The sequence below is a fragment of the Xanthomonas sp. WHRI 8932A genome (assembly GCF_035012785.1).
In the GTDB taxonomy this organism is placed as follows: Bacteria; Pseudomonadota; Gammaproteobacteria; order Xanthomonadales; family Xanthomonadaceae; genus Xanthomonas.
The window spans coordinates 18,076-34,189 of record NZ_JAYGQQ010000011.1 but is presented as its reverse complement, the minus strand read 5'-3'; the positions used below and the strand labels follow the sequence as shown (position 1 = coordinate 34,189).

At 64.8% G+C, this 16,114-nt stretch carries 15 protein-coding genes; 10 read left to right on the top strand and 5 right to left on the bottom strand.

All coding sequences use genetic code 11. The features are described 5' to 3' along the window. Positions 1-129: 129 nt before the first annotated feature. Positions 130-930: an N-acetylmuramoyl-L-alanine amidase gene (locus VC212_RS17810; protein ID WP_055847505.1), complete on the bottom strand. Its 801-nt coding sequence runs from the start codon at positions 928-930 to the stop codon at positions 130-132. 500 nt (positions 931-1,430) lie between these two features. Between VC212_RS17810 and VC212_RS17805 the strand changes: the two genes are divergently transcribed. The 6 genes from VC212_RS17805 (at position 1,431) to VC212_RS17780 (ending at position 7,391) form a co-directional block, all read left to right on the top strand. Next, positions 1,431-2,840 (top strand): SH3 domain-containing protein, encoded by a 1,410-nt coding sequence (locus tag VC212_RS17805; protein ID WP_055847502.1) that lies wholly within the window; start codon positions 1,431-1,433, stop codon positions 2,838-2,840. After that, positions 2,837-3,934: a dipeptide epimerase gene (locus VC212_RS17800; RefSeq protein WP_323515086.1), complete on the top strand. Its 1,098-nt coding sequence runs from the start codon at positions 2,837-2,839 to the stop codon at positions 3,932-3,934. Before VC212_RS17805 ends, VC212_RS17800 begins: the two co-directional genes overlap by 4 nt. Positions 3,935-4,238: 304 nt before the next feature. After that, positions 4,239-5,015, top strand: a complete 777-nt coding sequence (locus VC212_RS17795) for a L,D-transpeptidase family protein (protein WP_323515087.1) — start codon at positions 4,239-4,241, stop codon at positions 5,013-5,015. Continuing rightward, positions 5,012-6,319 carry an APC family permease gene (locus VC212_RS17790; protein WP_323515088.1) on the top strand — a complete coding sequence of 436 codons (1,308 nt, stop codon included), beginning with the start codon at positions 5,012-5,014 and terminating at the stop codon, positions 6,317-6,319. The genes VC212_RS17795 and VC212_RS17790 overlap by 4 nt, the downstream gene beginning before the upstream one ends. Positions 6,320-6,405: 86 nt before the next feature. Then, complete coding sequence (locus tag VC212_RS17785; RefSeq protein WP_055847490.1) at positions 6,406-6,903, top strand: hypothetical protein; 498 nt, start codon at positions 6,406-6,408, stop codon at positions 6,901-6,903. A gap of 155 nt (positions 6,904-7,058) precedes the next feature. Continuing rightward, positions 7,059-7,391, top strand: coding sequence for a hypothetical protein (locus VC212_RS17780; protein ID WP_055847486.1), 333 nt, complete (start codon positions 7,059-7,061; stop codon positions 7,389-7,391). Between the two features lie 52 nt (positions 7,392-7,443). Here the strand turns inward: VC212_RS17780 and yiaA are convergent, their stop codons facing one another. Continuing rightward, positions 7,444-7,878 (bottom strand): inner membrane protein YiaA, encoded by a 435-nt coding sequence (gene yiaA / locus VC212_RS17775; protein ID WP_055847483.1) that lies wholly within the window; start codon positions 7,876-7,878, stop codon positions 7,444-7,446. A 181-nt stretch (positions 7,879-8,059) separates the two neighbouring features. Here yiaA and VC212_RS17770 point away from each other — a divergent pair, with 181 nt between their 5' ends. Then, positions 8,060-9,238, top strand: a complete 1,179-nt coding sequence (locus VC212_RS17770) for a PQQ-dependent sugar dehydrogenase (protein ID WP_323515089.1) — start codon at positions 8,060-8,062, stop codon at positions 9,236-9,238. Between the two features lie 425 nt (positions 9,239-9,663). Here the strand turns inward: VC212_RS17770 and VC212_RS17765 are convergent, their stop codons facing one another. From VC212_RS17765 to tsaD, 3 genes are all read right to left on the bottom strand, one after another. Beyond that, on the bottom strand, positions 9,664-11,835 hold the full coding sequence (locus VC212_RS17765; protein ID WP_323515090.1) for a glycoside hydrolase family 3 N-terminal domain-containing protein: 2,172 nt from the start codon (positions 11,833-11,835) through the stop codon (positions 9,664-9,666). 162 nt (positions 11,836-11,997) lie between these two features. Beyond that, on the bottom strand, positions 11,998-12,375 hold the full coding sequence (gene folB / locus VC212_RS17760; RefSeq protein ID WP_323515092.1) for a dihydroneopterin aldolase: 378 nt from the start codon (positions 12,373-12,375) through the stop codon (positions 11,998-12,000). 84 nt (positions 12,376-12,459) lie between these two features. Then, positions 12,460-13,518 (bottom strand): tRNA (adenosine(37)-N6)-threonylcarbamoyltransferase complex transferase subunit TsaD, encoded by a 1,059-nt coding sequence (tsaD, locus tag VC212_RS17755; RefSeq protein WP_323515093.1) that lies wholly within the window; start codon positions 13,516-13,518, stop codon positions 12,460-12,462. Positions 13,519-13,796: 278 nt separating this feature from the next. Between tsaD and rpsU the strand changes: the two genes are divergently transcribed. The 3 genes from rpsU to VC212_RS17740 all read left to right on the top strand — a co-directional run bounded on the left by rpsU (position 13,797) and on the right by VC212_RS17740 (position 16,108). After that, positions 13,797-14,012: a 30S ribosomal protein S21 gene (rpsU, locus tag VC212_RS17750; RefSeq protein WP_002808376.1), complete on the top strand. Its 216-nt coding sequence runs from the start codon at positions 13,797-13,799 to the stop codon at positions 14,010-14,012. 250 nt (positions 14,013-14,262) lie between these two features. Next, complete coding sequence (locus VC212_RS17745) at positions 14,263-14,709, top strand: GatB/YqeY domain-containing protein (protein ID WP_323515094.1); 447 nt, start codon at positions 14,263-14,265, stop codon at positions 14,707-14,709. Positions 14,710-15,145: 436 nt separating this feature from the next. Next, positions 15,146-16,108 (top strand): YihY/virulence factor BrkB family protein, encoded by a 963-nt coding sequence (locus VC212_RS17740; RefSeq protein ID WP_115563174.1) that lies wholly within the window; start codon positions 15,146-15,148, stop codon positions 16,106-16,108. Positions 16,109-16,114 lie beyond the last annotated feature (6 nt).

Genomic DNA, 16,114 nt, shown 5'->3' with positions numbered 1-16,114 from the left:
GAATGCGCTGCAGATCCAGTGGATTTACAAAACCGCCTCAATCACGAAAGGCACCTAACTCCTTCCACACCTAACGCGGCCCGCTCTGCCGCCAATGGAGCCCGCCTTCCCACGCGCTGATGCACCGCGTCACTTGGCTTCGAGCTCGCCCGGAGTCAGTGGCACAGCGGGAGAAGTGGTGAGTCGTGTCAACGCATGCAGGATCCGCAAATCCTCGGCATCCAGCGTACTGGCGCTGTTGCCGCGATAGTGGTGATGGAAGGCCTGCAGCGTGGCGGCGGGGTCGTCGAGGCTATAGCCAAGCAACGCAAGCGCCTGCCAGGGATCGAAGCCTGCCGGTGCTGACGGAGCGTCCGGCGCGGGCCAGCGGCCGTAGCCGGCATCGGCCAGGCGTTTCCAGGGAAACAGCGGGCCCGGGTCGTTCTTGCGTGTAGGAGCGACGTCTTCATGACCGACGATATGGGTGCGCGGGATCCGCAGACGCGTGCACAGGTCTTGCAGCAACACCAGCAGGCTGTCGATCTGCGCTGGCGCGAACGCTTCGCTGCCGTCGTTGTCCAGTTCAATGCCGATCGAAGCCGAATTGATGTCGGTGATGGTGCCCCAGCGACCGGAGCCGCCATGCCAGGCGCGCTGCGCGTCGCTGACCAACTGGTAGCGCTGCCCATCCTCGCCGATCAGGTAATGCGCACTGACGCGGCCGCCGCTGTTGCGCCCACGCAGCGTGCTCAGGCTCTGCTGCACCGAGTGCTGGTCGGTGAAGTGCAGCACGATCAGAATCGGCCGCCGGGTGTCGTAATTGGGCGACGGCACCCACTGCGCAAGCGGGTTGCGTTGCGGTGCATGCGCGCAAGCACCTAGCGACAACGCAGCCAGGCAAACCAGTGCCCGCAGCCAGGCCGATGAACACGATTGGGAAATAGGCGACATCGGGTTTCTCTTGACGGGCATTCAGGGCGGCTGACACCAGCTGGCAATCAGTCGCCAGATGGACACAGATGCGGACAACTGCAGTGTACGAGAGGCGATGCCGATTCCGCGTCGTGGCCGCGTCCGCTGACAGCCACTGCAGTTATGTATGACTGGTCGCAAACCTTCGCCCGCGACCGGTGCGGCATGCAGCTTCCGGCGACGGTATGGTCTGCCGAGTGCCGCAGGTGCGGGTGGCAAGACAACGCGTCAGCGTTGGCGCGGCGGCAAGGCGCGCGGCAACGACCACTCGACCGAGGCGTCTCCCATGGCAGCGGCACGTCATCACACACCAGGCAATCACGCGCCTTTGCAAAGCGATCACCGCTGGCAGTCTCCGCACCGCGAGGCGTCCCGCGTACACTCCCGATCAGTCTCGCAGTTGCAGCAAATGGAAGCCGGCACGCTGTTGTTCCCTCCACGCTGCACTGCACGCCACATGCATTCATCGAGAGTTTTTCATGCCGCCACTGTTGCGCCGCCTGCTGACGTTGCTGCTGATCGCACTCGCGCTGCCGTGCGGAGGCGCACCCGCGAGCATGCCCGCTTCGCAAGCGGCACCCTTCGCCGTCAGCGACACGCAACTGACGCCGGACTACTGGATCCAGCGCAGCAGCAAAGCGCAGGCGCTGCACTTGAACGCCGCACAGATCGCAACCTTCAATGCCCGCCTGTTGCGCGACGATGCGTCCATGCACGATCTGTCGCAGCTGCCCGAGGTCATGCCCGGCGCTGCAGTGCGAGCGCGGATCGAGGCGCTGTCGGCGCCACCAACCCGTGCGTTGTACGGTATGGATGGACAGCGTATCGACGCAGCGCGCCTGTCGGAGCTGCGCCACACGCTGGCATTGGACGCAATTCCTGAAAACGTGGCGCCGCACTTCGCACTGGTCGTCCAGCGCGCGGCACTGCGCACCTTCCCCACCTCCCAGCGCGTGTTCATCAGTCCCGACGATCTTGATATCGACCGCTTTCAGGAGTCCGCGCTGTATCCAGGCACGCCGGTGGCCGTGCTGCATACCAGTGCCGATGGCGCGTGGCGGTTTGTGCTTGCGGCCAACTACGCGGCGTGGATCGCTGCCGACAAGATCGCCGAAGGCAGTCGCGAGCAGGTGCTGCAGTACGCACACCGCAGCCCACGCATACTCGTCACCGGTGCACGCGTGCAAACCGCGTACACCCCCGAACTGCCTGCCCTCTCGGCACTGTCGCTGGACATGGGCACCAGCCTGCCCCTGCATGCCGATTGGCCACCGCAACAGCCGGTCAACGGACAACTGCCGCTGGCGGCCCACGTGGTGCAACTCCCAGTGCGCGATGCCGATGGTGGCTTGCAACTGCTGCCTGCCCTGATCCCGCGTGGCGTCGATGTGCACATTGGCCCCTTGCCCGCGACCAATGCCGCATTGCTGCGCCAGGCGTTCAAGTTTCTCGGCGAACGCTACGGCTGGGGCAACGATTACGACGCCCGCGATTGCAGTGGGTTTGTGCTGGATATCTATCGCAGTCTGGGGATTGCGCTGCCGCGCAATACCGGCGATCAGGCGCGCAGCCCGGCGCTGCGCACTGCTGCGTTCGATGCACGCGCGCCGCGACCGCAGCGTCTGCAGCAGCTGGCGCTGCTGCGCATCGGCGACCTGATCTATATCCCTGGCCACGTGATGTTGGTGATCGGGCATGAGCGCGGCACACTGTGGGTGATTCACGATGTAGCCGGCGCCAACTATCGCGCTGCCGACGGCAGTGTGCAGCGCGCGCGCTTGAACGGCGTGTCGGTGACGCCGCTGTTGCCGTTGCTGGCCACCGATGGCACACCATTCATCGATCACATCACTCGCATCCAGCGCATCGCGCCGATCGGCTCCCCATGAAGATCACCGGCTTCCGCCTCGGCATGCTGCGCGTGCCATTGAAAACACCGTTCAAGACTGCGGTACGCACCGTGCAGGCGATCGAAGACGTGGTGGTGCTGCTGCAAACCGATAGCGGACATATCGGCTATGGCGCCGCGCCGCCCACCGCGCCGATCACCGGCGACACGCACGGCAGCATCATTGCCGCGATCCAGCAGTGCATCGCACCGCGTTTGATCGGCCAGGATGTAGCCGATCTCAATCGGCTGTGCGGTCTGGTGCAGCATGCGCTGGAACGCAATACCAGCGCCAAGGCCGCGGTGGAAATCGCGCTCTACGATCTGTGGGCGCAGTCCTTCGGTGCGCCGCTCTATCAGTTGCTCGGCGGCGGCACGCCGCGTATCACCACCGACATCACCATCAGTGCCGATCGCATCGACATCATGGTCGCGCAGGCGCAGTCGGCATTGGCGCGCGGCTATCGATCGCTGAAGATCAAAGTGGGTAAGGACAGCGCGTCGGATGTCGAACGCGTCAAGGCGATCCACGCAGCCGTCGATGGGCGCGCATCGCTGCGCCTGGATGCCAATCAGGGCTGGACACCCAAACAGGCGGTGCGCAGCATGCGCGTGCTGGAAGATGCCGGCATCGTGCTGGAATTGCTCGAACAACCGGTCAAGGCCGCCGATATCGATGGCCTGGCCTTCGTCACCGCGCGTATCGACACCCCGGTGATGGCCGACGAAAGCGTGTTCTCTCCACCGCAGGTGATCGACCTTCTCCAGCGTCGCGCAGCCGACATCGTCAACATCAAACTGATGAAGACCGGCGGCCTGTCCAGTGCCATCCGCATCGCCGATATCGCTGCGCTGTACGGCGTGCCGTGCATGATCGGATGCATGATCGAATCCAGCATCAGCGTTGCGGCAGCCGTGCATCTGGCGGTAGCAAAGGCAGACAGCATCACCCTGGCCGATCTGGATGCGCCGGCGTTGGGGCAGTTCGACCCCACCGAGGGCGGCGTGCAGTTCGATGAGGCGCAGATCCATATCGACGATTCGCCGGGGCTGGGCATCCGCCGTATCCGCGGGTTGGAGCTGTTGCCCGACTGACCTGGCCGTTGCAAGCGGCATGTCGGGCGGCAAGCAACCGAGCACTCGATTAGGAATATGCGCATTCCCCAACTAGCCGCTTGCGCGATCCATGCCGTAGAAAAACGACGCACGCAGCGATGGTGATTCCAGCGCAGCACTGCAAAGACGCACATGCAGTCGACATCGCAATGCGCCACACGCGCGCATTGCTGGGTACAGTAGGCCTGCCCCACCCGACACCATCGGTTACGGTAGGCGTGCCGTCATCCACACAGATGCATCGCCACTCTCACCAGTTCGTCCCCTGCCGTCCGGAGCCCGCATGCGCCTTGCCATCCTGTTGCGATCCACCCTGCTCCTGGCGCTGGCACTGTGCAGCAATGGCGCCGCCGCAGGCGAACCGATCGAAGCGCTGCAGCAGGCACGCGCGCTGATCGTGGTGACCACGCCGGACTGGAACAGCACCCAGGCGCGGCTGCAGATCTTTACGCGTGTCGATGGCCAATGGACGCCGGCCGCGCCAGGCTTCGCGGTCGCACTCGGCCGGCATGGCAGCGCCTGGGGCGAAGGTCTGCACCCGGCGCAATCGCAAGGCCCACAGAAGCGCGAAGGCGATGGCCGCAGCCCGGCCGGGGTCTTTGCCATCGGCCCGGCATTTGGCTATTCCGCCAGCATCGACAGCGCCATGCCGTATCAGGCGATGAGCGCAACGCATTACTGCATGGATGTGCCCAGCTCGCCGCTGTACAACCGCATCGTCGATGCTGCGCAGGTCGGTGACGCGGCGGTGGCCGGTTCCACCGAGCCGATGCGCCTGGACCTGCGCCATCCCGGCGATGCGCGGTATCGCGAAGGTTTCGTCATCGCGCATAACCCCAACAATATTGCCGGGCGCGGCAGCTGCATCTTTGCGCATCTGTGGCGCACTCCGGGGCAGTTCACCGCCGGCTGCACGGCGATGCAGCCGGCAGACATGCAGCGTCTGCTGGCCTGGTTGAAACCCGCGGACAAGCCGCTCTTCGTGTTGCTGCCGCGCGCCGACTACGCGCGCCTGCAAGCGCAGTGGCAGTTGCCCGATCTGGTCGAGGCCGCACCATGAGCACGCCGGCGCCCCCGTCCGATAGCACCGGCCTGGTGCGTGTGGTCAGCCGCTGGCAGATCGTCGGCTTATCGATCAACGATGTCATCGGCAGCGGCATCTATCTATTGCCCGCAGCCACCGCGGCACTGCTGGGGCCGATGAGCCTGTGGGCGGTGATGCTGGCCGGGCTGGCGGTGGCCTTGCTGGTGCTGTGTTACGCGCAGGCAGCAAGTTATTTCGATACGCCCGGCGGCAGTTACCTCTACACGCGCGAGGCGTTTGGCCCCTTTGTCGGGTTTCAGATCGGCTGGATGATCTGGCTCACCCGTATCAGTTCGGCGGCGGCCTTGAGCAACGGGCTGGCCGATGCGGTGGCGCGGTTCTGGCCCACCGCTTCCACCGATGCATGGGCGCGCACCTTGGTCGTGGTCGGCTCGCTAGGTGTGCTGACCGCGATCAACGTCATCGGCGTTAAGTCGGCTGCGCGCACCGGCATCGCCCTGGTGATCGGCAAACTGGTGCCGTTGCTGTTGTTCGTGGCAATCGGGCTGTTCTATGTGGATTGGTCGTGGGCGTTTGCCGGCAAATCTCCTGACCTGCGCGACCTGGGCAATCTCGGCGAGGCCGCCCTGTTGCTGCTGTTTGCGTATGCAGGTTTCGAAAACATTCCTGCAGCGGCCGGCGAATACCGCAACCCGCGCCGCGATGTGCCATTTGCGCTCATCACCATGATCGTCACGGTGACCGTGATCTATGCCGCCGTACAGGTCGTCGCGCAAGGGACGTTGCCCAATCTTGCGGCCTCGCCCACCCCGTTGGCGGATGCGGCCAGCAGCTTCGGCGGCGAGGCGCTGGCGCTGATTCTCACCGTGGGCGCCACCATCTCCATCCTGGGCACGACCAGCAACACAGTGATGCTCGGTCCACGCTTTCTGTTCGCGCTCGCGCAGGACGGTTACGGGCCGGCGTTCCTGGCACGCGTGCATCCGCGCTTTCATACGCCCGCAGCCGCGGTGCTCACCCAGGGCGTGTTGTCGCTGGCGCTCGCATTGTCGGGCTCGTTCACCCAGCTGGCACTGCTGTCGATGGTCACGCGCTTGTTTGCCTACATCGGCACGGCGGCGGCGGTGATCGTGCTGGCGCGCCGCTATCGGCAGCGCACCGACACGCTACGGTTGCCAGGAGGCCCACTCATTCCCATCGCTGCGTTGTTACTGTCGCTCGGCTTGCTGGCCAGCGCCAGCTGGCAGAATCTGGCAGCGGCAGGCGTGGCATTACTGGTGGGCTGGGCGTTTTACCTGTTTCCGCGCAAGACGGTGTAGCAGCTTCGCAACACGCTCGCGCCGCGCTCACGCAGGTCTAACCGGGCACGCTCAACGCTGCGCTCTCACTTGCATGGGAGCTTGCGATGAAACTGCGTCGCGTCTACAGCACACCCGATCTTGAAAGCGCGCAACGCGTACTGCAGTCCGCACGCAGCGCCGGCATCGATAATGAGGCGTTGTCGCTAATCGCCCGCTCGGATATCGAACTGCACGACGTGCCGGACGAGCGCAAGGACGCCAAAACCGATTTTGTACCGGCCGCAGCGCGCGGCGCGGCCACCGGTGGCGCTGCCGGGTTGGTGGCAGGCCTGGTGGCAGTCGCTGTGCCGCCAATCGGCCTGACCCTGGCCGGCGTTGGCGTTATGGCACTGGCCGGCGCGCTGGTGGGCAGTTGGTCGTCGGCCCTGATCGGCGCCACCGTGCCCGACCCGGTGCGTCGTCAGTTCGAGGACGAAATCGAAGCCGGACGCATCTTGGTCGTCATCGATGCCGACGAACAGGCGCTGCAGGCCGCGGAGCCGTCAATCGTCGCTGCCGGCGCCAAACCGCTGCCGTATGAGGCAGCGTCGGCAGCAGTTTGAAAGGCATCGCGTGCACCCAAGCGCAGCCCATTGGCTACCGACTAACGCATCAACGCATCTGCGGCGCGTCTTGATCCCACCGTCACCCCGCGTGCCGCGCTGTTAACACACCGCTGCCTAAGTTGGTCCGCACATTCGCAATGACGGAGACGAGCATGAACGTGCCGTATCAGATTCCAGGCCGCGCGCCGGACGAAGACCGCAGCCAGAACGTATCCAGCTATTGGCGTGAACGTTTTACCGAAGAGCCGTATTACACCGAAGGCGACCGTTACGAAGATTACGAAAGCGCCTATCTGGTCGGGCATGAAGCACGGATCCGCGAGAATGCGCGCGCCTACGATCAAGTCGAAGCCGAACTGCATCGCGACTGGGAGGCCAAGCGCGGCACCGATGGCCTGAGTTGGAGCAAGGCCCGTCACGCCGTCAAGCGCGCGTGGGAAAACGCAGCGGATTTCGTCTCGGGCGACAGCAAGCCAAAGCCGTAAACAAACAACGCCACCGTCGAGGTGGCGTTGTTGAATCAAGGAGAGTCGCCCGTCAGTCGAGCGGCGGAGGTGCGACACGCGAGGTGTGCTGGGTCGCGTCTGCATCCATCGCATCGCGCGTATTTTTCTGCACGGCGACTGCGCCAAACAGGCTCAACGCATACGCCATTGCATAAAAGCCTTTTTCGCTCAGCAGCAACGTTGCGTTGATCAAGCCGATGGCCAGCAGCACCAGGGCGATGATCAGCGAGAACCAGCAGATGGCATAGTAAAGACCCGTCACCGGAATCCCGTCCGCGCGGTCACGCACGCTTTTTTGCAATGACACCGAGGCGAACAGACCAAACAACAGCAGCGTGAAGTAGTAGCCCTTCTCGTTGAGCAACATCTGCGCGTTCCATAAGCCGATCAGATACGCAGCGCTGCCTGCCAACAAGGCAGCCCACGACGCAGCGATAAAGGCGGGCGAGGTTTTTTGCGTGGCCATGGAAACTCCTTTTCATGGTGAAACTGCAGGATGAAACAACGATGTGAGACGCGGCCGACCTGCGGAGAGTGATCTGCGACAGGGCGGCCCCGCTAGCGTCGTGTAAGGTACTTGAAAACCCGACGCGGAACACGTTGTGGGAGGGCTGCAGCGTGACCGTGCCTATCCCCTGGAGGACCTCATGTCTATCCGTCGTCTGCTTGCTCTGGCCTGTTCGGCCACCCTGTTCGCCACCGGCGCCGCACTGGCCGCACCTGCGGCCGCCCCGGCCGCCTCCATTCCCAAGGCGCAATGGCCATTCCAGGCCACCACCGTTGCCGACTTCGACGAACCCTGGGCGATGACCTTCCTGCCCGACGGCACGCTGTTAGTCAGCGAAAAACGCGGCGCATTGATGCGTTTGGACCCCAAGACCAATCGCAAGGGCGCCGTGACCGGTGTGCCGGCGGTCGCTTACGGCGGCCAGGGCGGGTTTGGCGATGTTCTGGCCCATCCGCGCTTCGCCAAGAATGGCCTGGTCTATGTGAGCTACGCCGAACCGGGCCAGGGCGACATCCGCGGCGCGGCAGTCGCGCGCGCCAAGCTCACACTGGATGCTACCGGTGGCGGCACCTTGTCCGACCTCAAGGTGATCTGGCGTCAGAGTCCCAAGGTGTCCGGTAATGGCCACTTCGGCCACCGGCTCGCGTTCGGCCCGGATGGCAAGCTGTGGATCACCTCCAGCGAGCGCCAGAAGTTCGATCCGGCGCAGGACATGAAAGCCAATCTCGGCAAATTGATCCGCCTCAACGACGACGGCAGCGTACCGGCCGACAATCCGTTCGCCGCGCAGGGTGGGGTGGCTGCACAGGTGTGGTCCCTGGGGCATCGCAACATCCTGGGCATCGCATTCGACGGCAGGGGCCGGTTGTGGGAACACGAGATGGGCCCGGCCGGCGGCGATGAGCTCAACCTGATCCAGCGCGGCGCCAACTATGGCTACCCGATCGTCTCCAATGGCGACCACTACGACGGCAGGCCGATTCCCGACCACAACACGCGCCCGGAGTTTGCCGCGCCCAAGATCAGCTGGACGCCAGTGATCTCGCCGGCAGGTTTTGTGATCTACAACGGCGCGCAGTTCCCGGCGTGGCGCGGCCAGGGCTTTATCGGCGGTCTGTCGTCGATGGCGTTGGTGCAGGTCTCGCTGGGCGATCAGCCACGCGAAGTGGCCCGTTACGACATGGGCGCACGCATCCGCGAAGTGGAGCAAGGTCCCGACGGCGCGCTGTGGTTGCTGGAAGACGAAGCCAGCGGCAGCACCGGGCGTCTGCTCAAGCTCACCCCCAAGAGCAAGGCTGCGGTCGAAAACGACGCGTAAGCGGCGTGAGATAGGCCAGTATCGGCACTGCCTGCGCAGCGAGATGCGCAGGCAGTGCATCGCGGCATCTCGGCGCGCGTTCTGCAGTGCTCAACAGTCACATCAATGGCGGCAATTCTGTCTTGCCAGCGCGCTGCATGCGCCACGCACGCAAGCTGTCACTGCCCGCGTAAGCCTGTGCGCTATCGCGCTGGGACGCGCTTGTTTCCGCAGCGACGATGACCTCAACGCGTGCATGCATGGGTGCGCCGATCTCAACACGCACCTGCGCTGCGACAGCAGGCCAGGCCACGCTCCCCCTGCCCCATCACGCGCTACCTGCCGCTAACAGCACAAGCGGCAGTCAGTGGCGTTGGTCACGTCTTGCACGCGCTCTCATTGCAGCAAATCGACGCGACGGCACACCACCGCCTTGACCAGCGCGCTCAGGCGCCAAGCAACTCGAATGTCACCGCTTCGCCACTCTTGGCCGACGCGCACACCCACACATCGAACACGCCGGGCTCGGCACCGAACACGCCCTTGGGATTGGTAAACGCCAGCGCATCGCGCGTCAGCGTGAACACCACATCCTCGTGTTGGCCGGGCTGCAACAACACTTTGCGGAACCCCTTGAGCTCACGCACCGGGCGCACCCGGCTTGCCACGCGATCGTGCACATACAACTGCACCACTTCTTCGCCGGCCACGGTTCCGGTATTGGTCACGCGCGTGGTGACGGTCAGCGTGTCGTCCCACCCAAGTTGCGCGGCGCTCAGCTGCGGCTGCGCATAGGCAAACGTGGTGTAGCTCAGGCCATGACCAAACGGATACAGCGGTTCGTTGGGCATTTCGCGCCAACGCGCCTTGTATTCGGACAACGTCGGCAGCTCGGGACGACCGGTGCGCAGATGATTGTAGAAATACGGCTGCTGCCCGGTGACCTGCGGAAAGCTGATCGGCAGACGCGCGGACGGGTTGTAGTCGCCGAACAACACATCGGCCACACCGGTGCCGGTCTGGGTGCCCAGATACCAGGTCACCGCAATCGCCTCGGCGTCGCGCACGGCGCCATGCAGCGCCAACGCGCGGCCGTTGCGCAACAGCACCACGATGGGCGTGCCGGTGGCGGCAACCGCTTCGGCCAGCGCCTGCTGCGCCGGCGGCAAAGTGATCTCGGTGCGCGACTGCGCCTCGCCACTGAAGCGCTGCGGCTCGCCGAGTGCCAGCACCACCACATCGGCAGCCTGTGCGGCATCGATGGCCGCCGAAATACCGCCCGGCAGCGCCTCTTCCAGGCCACAGCCCTGCACAACGCTCAGATCGTCGGTGCCGACCACGGCGCGCACGCCCTGCTCCAGCGTCACGTAACGCGCCTTGTCGCCGAACAATGTCCAGCACCCTTCGATGTTCTCGCGGTCCTGCACGAACGGGCCAATCAACGCGATCCGCTGCCCGCTCTTCTTCAGCGGCAGCAGCGCGCCGTCGTTCTTCAGCAACACGATCGAACGCCGCGCCGCATCGCGCGACAACGCATCGTGTGCAGGCAGGTGAGCGTTATCGGCTTCGCGCGCCGGGTCCAGCGAGCGATACGGATTGTCGAACAGGCCAATGGCCTCTTTCAGCTGCAACATGCGACGCACGCTGGCATCCAGCGTGGCCATCGGCACCTCACCGCTTTCCACCAGCGACGGCAGATGCGCGGCATAAAAACCGCTCTGCATGCTCAGGTCCAACCCGGCCAGAAACGCCTTTTTGGTCGCATCGCGCTCATCGGCGGCGTAGCCGTGCGCGATCAATTCCATATCGGCGGTGTAGTCGGAAATCACCACGCCCGGAAACTGCCATTCACCGCGCAGGATCTCGGTCAGCAATTCGTGGTTGGCACTGGCCGGCACGCCGTTGATGTCGTTGAAGGAGGACATCACCGTCAATGCGCCGGCATCGAAGGCGGCCTTGAACGGCGGCAGATGCACATCGCGCAGCGTCTGCGGTGCGATATCGACGGTGTTGTATTCCATGCCCGCCGCCACCGCACCATAGGCGGCAAAGTGCTTGGGCGTGGCCAACAGGCAATCGTCGGCGGTGAGGTCGCTGCCCTGAAAACCGCGCACGCGCGCGGCGGCAAACGCGGCGCCAAGTAATACGTCTTCGCCGGCGCCTTCCGCGCCACGGCCCCAGCGCTGGTCGCGCGCGATGTCCACGGCCGGTGCGTAGGTCCAGTGCAGGCCGGCGGCGGTGGCTTCGATCGCGGTGGCGCGCGCGGTGCGCTCGGCCAACTCGGGCTCGAAGCTGGCCGCTTCGCCCAACGGGATCGGGAACACCGTGCGCATGCCGTGAATCACGTCCGCGGCCAGAATCACCGGAATGCCCAGGCGGCTTTCTTCGACCGCCACCTTCTGGATCTGCACGCCCAGCGCGGCGCCGACGCCATTGAACAGCGAGCCCACCCGGCCCTCGCGGACCTGCTGCAGCACCTCGTCGGCGTTGAGCACATTGGCTTCGGGATTCACGTCCGGTGCGAACGGCCGCACCATGTCGGCGAACACACCCAACTGTCCGACCTTCTCTTCGACGGTCATCCGGGCAATCAGGGTTTCGATGCGATCAGCAGCCATGAGATCCTTGAGAAAACGTTTACATGGCCGGCAATTCTAGCCTGACGCGACCGCGATGATGCAAGTTTCGGGAGCGGATATTCGGGATTGGAGACATCTAGCGCACGCTTTGCGGACGCATTGTCGCTAGGAATCGACGTCATCGCGTGCCCGCACAGTCCGCTAGGAGTGGTCTTTAATCTTCAGGTCCGAGCGTGCGCGCTCGATGATCACGCCCACCGCCTGCGCGCCGCGCACCGCGCCGGGCTTGCTCAGCTTCAGCCGCAGCCAGTGCACGCCAAACTCGTCCAGCACGATCGCCGCGCAGCGCTCGGCCAGCGTTTCGACCAGCCCGAAGTCGGAGGCCTGCACGAATTCGATCAGGCGCTTGCTCACCGCCTTGTAGTTCAAGGTGTCGGCAATGTCGTCGCTGGCCGCCGGAATGCGGTTGTCGAACCCCATCTCCAGATCGAACCGCAAGGTCTGCCGGATCCGCCGCTCCCAGTCGTAGATGCCGATCAGCGCATCGATGTCCAGACCTTCAATAAACACTTTATCCATGGGGAATCGGGAGTCGGAAATGGGGGATGGGGAGGAGCAAAAGCACGGCGCACACCAAGGACAGGGGCGGAGTAAAGCTGTTAACTATTCCCGATTCCCTAGTTCCGATTCCCGCGCCGCCAGCGGCGGCAAGCTCGCCATATCCCAGCGCGGCGTCACATGCACCTCGGCCCCGGCACGCTCGCCGGCCTCCAGGCGCAGCGCGCCGGCGAAGGCGATCATGGCACCGTTATCGGTGCACAGGGCTGGCCGCGGGAAGCAGACCCGGCCACCCCGACGCTGCGCGGCCTCGTGCAGTTGCGCGCGCAGGCGCTTGTTGGCGCCCACCCCTCCGGCCACCACCAGCGTAGTGCAGCCGGCCGCATCCAGCGCGCGCAGGCATTTGATCGCCAGCGTCTCCACCACCGCATCTTCGAAGCCGCGCGCAATATCCGCCCGCGTGGTGTCGGATTGATCGCTGGCGCGCCAGGCCAGCAGCACCTGGGTCTTGAGCCCGCTGAAACTGAAATCCAGGCCCGGCCGGTCGGTCATCGGCCGCGCGAACTTATAGCGTCCCGGCGTGCCGGTTTCGGCCAGCGCCGCCAGCTGCGGCCCGCCCGGATACGGCAGGCCCATCATCTTGGCGGTCTTGTCGAAGGCCTCGCCCGCCGCATCGTCCAGGGTCTCGCCCAGGACCTCGTAATACCCGAGCGCCTTCACCGACACCAGCTGGGTGTGCCCGCCGGAGACCAGCAGCGCCACGAACGGCGGCTGCGGCGGGTCGTCTTCCATCAACGGCGCCAGCAGATGGCCTTCCATGTGATGCACCCCGATCGCCGGCACGTCCAGCGCCCAGGCCAGCGAGCGCGCCACGCCGGCACCTACTAAGAGTGCGCCGACCAGGCCCGGGCCGGCGGTGTAAGCCACCCCATCCAGTTCGTCGATACGCAAACCGGCCTCGTCCAGGGTCTGGCGGATCAGCGGCAGCAGCTTGCGTACATGGTCGCGGCTGGCCAGCTCCGGCACCACGCCGCCGTATTCGGCATGCAGCGCGATCTGGCTGTAGACCGCATGGGCGCGCAGCGCCGGCACGCCGGACAAGGCGGTGTCGTAGACCGCCACGCCGGTCTCATCGCACGATGATTCGATCCCAAGGACTTTCACGGCAGCTCGGCAAGCAGAACAAGCGTCTATTTTCGCAGCTTTTGTGCTGCGCAGATGCGCCGCTGGCGATATGCTGCGCGCCCGCATCCGCAGCGCCGGATCGGGCGCAAACGCACGCTCTGGCGGGCTTCTCGACACAAATTTCGGCAGGGGCTTGCAGGTCGTTGGCAAGTCGTTATAATGCGCGGCTCGCCGGGGCAACCCGGAAATTCCGTCACGCGAGTCCGCTCGCACCCGCCCGGGGCTCCCGGACGGAAATCCCATTATCTGGAGAACCCATGCCCAGCGTTAAAGTCCGCGAGAACGAGCCCTTCGAATTTGCGCTCCGCCGTTTCAAGCGCACCTGCGAAAAGGCCGGCGTGCTGGCCGAAACCCGCAAGCGCGAGTTCTATGAAAAGCCGACCCAGGAGCGTAAGCGCAAGGCTGCCGCTGCTGTGAAGCGTCAGTTGCGTCGTTCCTCGCGCGACGTCACCAAGCGCCAGCGCTTGTACTGATCGAACGCGGTTCTTGCCGGTGGGTCTGCGCTGTAGGCGCGACTCATCGAAAGAGAACCCAAGAGCCGGCACGCGCAAGCGTCGCCGGCTTTTTGTATTGGTCCGCTGACCGGATCAAACCCGTCATGGGCGATGCGCCGCCGGCCCCACGCCGGGCACAGCCCTCTCGCCCGCCCCGTCTGTTTCGCCGGTGCGCGTTGCCAGCCGCAGCGCGTCGGCCCCCCCTCACCACGTAACCAGGAGTCACCACATGCCCCTCAAGCAGCAGCTCACCGATGACATGAAGGCCGCCATGAAGTCCGGCGACAAGCACAGCCTGGGCGTGATCCGGCTGATCAATGCCGCGATCAAGCAGAAGGAAGTGGACGAGCGCATCGAGATGGACGACGCCGCAGTGATCGCCGTGCTCGACAAGATGGTCAAGCAGCGCAAGGACTCGGTCACCCAGTTCGAAGCCGCCGCACGCGAGGACCTGGCGCAGATCGAGCGCGAGGAGATCGTGGTGATCGAACGCTACCAGCCGGCCAAGATGGGCGAAGCCGAAATCGTCGCCGCCATCCAGGCCGCCATCACCGAAACAGGTGCCAGCAGCCCGGCCGACATCGGCAAGCTGATGGGCGCACTCAAGCCCAAGCTGGCCGGTCAGGCCGACATGGGCCTGGTCTCGACCCTGGTCAAGCAGCACCTGGCAGGCTGATCCACGCGTCCGCACTGCCCTGCGCCAACGGCCGGGGCACTGCGGACGGTGTGTGGTGTCGGGCTGTAACGCGCCGGTGATGCGTCATCGGCCGGTTTCCCCTTGCAGATGCTGGCCCCCAGTTGGGTTGCCGCAGTCCGGGCTGGCTCCCGCGCGTCACCGCCGTTGCAGGCATCGCCCGCCAAACACTGCGTACGTCGCAGCCCCAGCGCTGTCACCAACGACGCGACCCAGCGGCTGCATCGCATGCTGCGCCCACGCATCGCGCGCAACCCCACTCACGCAGCACCGCCACACACGCGCTTTCACCCCTCCTTCGAGCAGGCCCTGCTAGAACGGGTGCGCCAGCGCACGTGTAGGCAAGGTTCTTCCGCATACCGACCTTGCTCCGACCCACCTGCGCGCACAACGGTATGCGCCAAGGATGTTCCCGCCGGTGACGACGCTTTCAACCGCCTATCTGCACAAGCATGTGAGCCGTCTGCAGCGCAGCGTGCCGATGGCCCTGCTGAACCGCTTTATCGAAATCGACGTCATGACGCAGGCCGCGTCGTTGTCGTTTTATGCACTCTTGTCGCTGGCACCACTGCTGGTGCTGCTGTTGTGGCTGACGGCCTCGTTGTATCCGCCTGCGCAGGAGGCGTTGGTGCAGCAGGTTGCGCAACTGGCCGGCAGCAGCGCGGCCGAAGTCGCGCAGACCATCATCCGCAACGCCACCGCTCAGCCCGGCGTGGGTTCACTGGCGGGCTTGTGGAGCACGCTGCTGCTTTTCATCGGCGCCACGGCGGTGTTTGCGCAGTTGCAGAACGCGCTGAACCTGATTTTCCGTACCGACAAAGAGCGTCTGGACGGCCTGATGGCGTGGCTGAAAAAGCGCGTGTTCTCGTTCGGTGTGATCCTGGCGTTGGGCTTTTTGCTGATCGTGTCGATGATCGCCACCACAGCGTTGCAGGTGGTGTTTGCGCGCCTGCCGTCGGTGCTGCCGGCCGTGGGCTACGTCACCACGCTGGCCCTGTATTCGTTGGCGTTCGCGTTTTTGTATCGCTATCTGCCCGACCGCACGGTCGATTGGCGTCAGGCGTTTCTGGGCGGCATCATCACCGCACTGCTGTTTGCGCTGGGCCGTTATGCCATTGGCGTGTATATCGCCACCGCGGCGCCCGGCAGCGCGTACGGCTCGATGGGGACGCTGGTGATCCTGCTGGTGTGGATGTATTACGCCTCGGTGGTGTTCTTCGTCGGTGCATTGATCACCGCGGTGATCGATGAGCGGGTGCGCTCGCATCGCAAGTTGCGCGAAGCAGGCGTGGACCCGGAGCACCCGCCGATCATGGTGCCGCCAGCCGATGCGCAGGTTGCTTCCGCAGCCCCACAGCCGACGTCGTCGCAGCACAGCTGAGCGTGA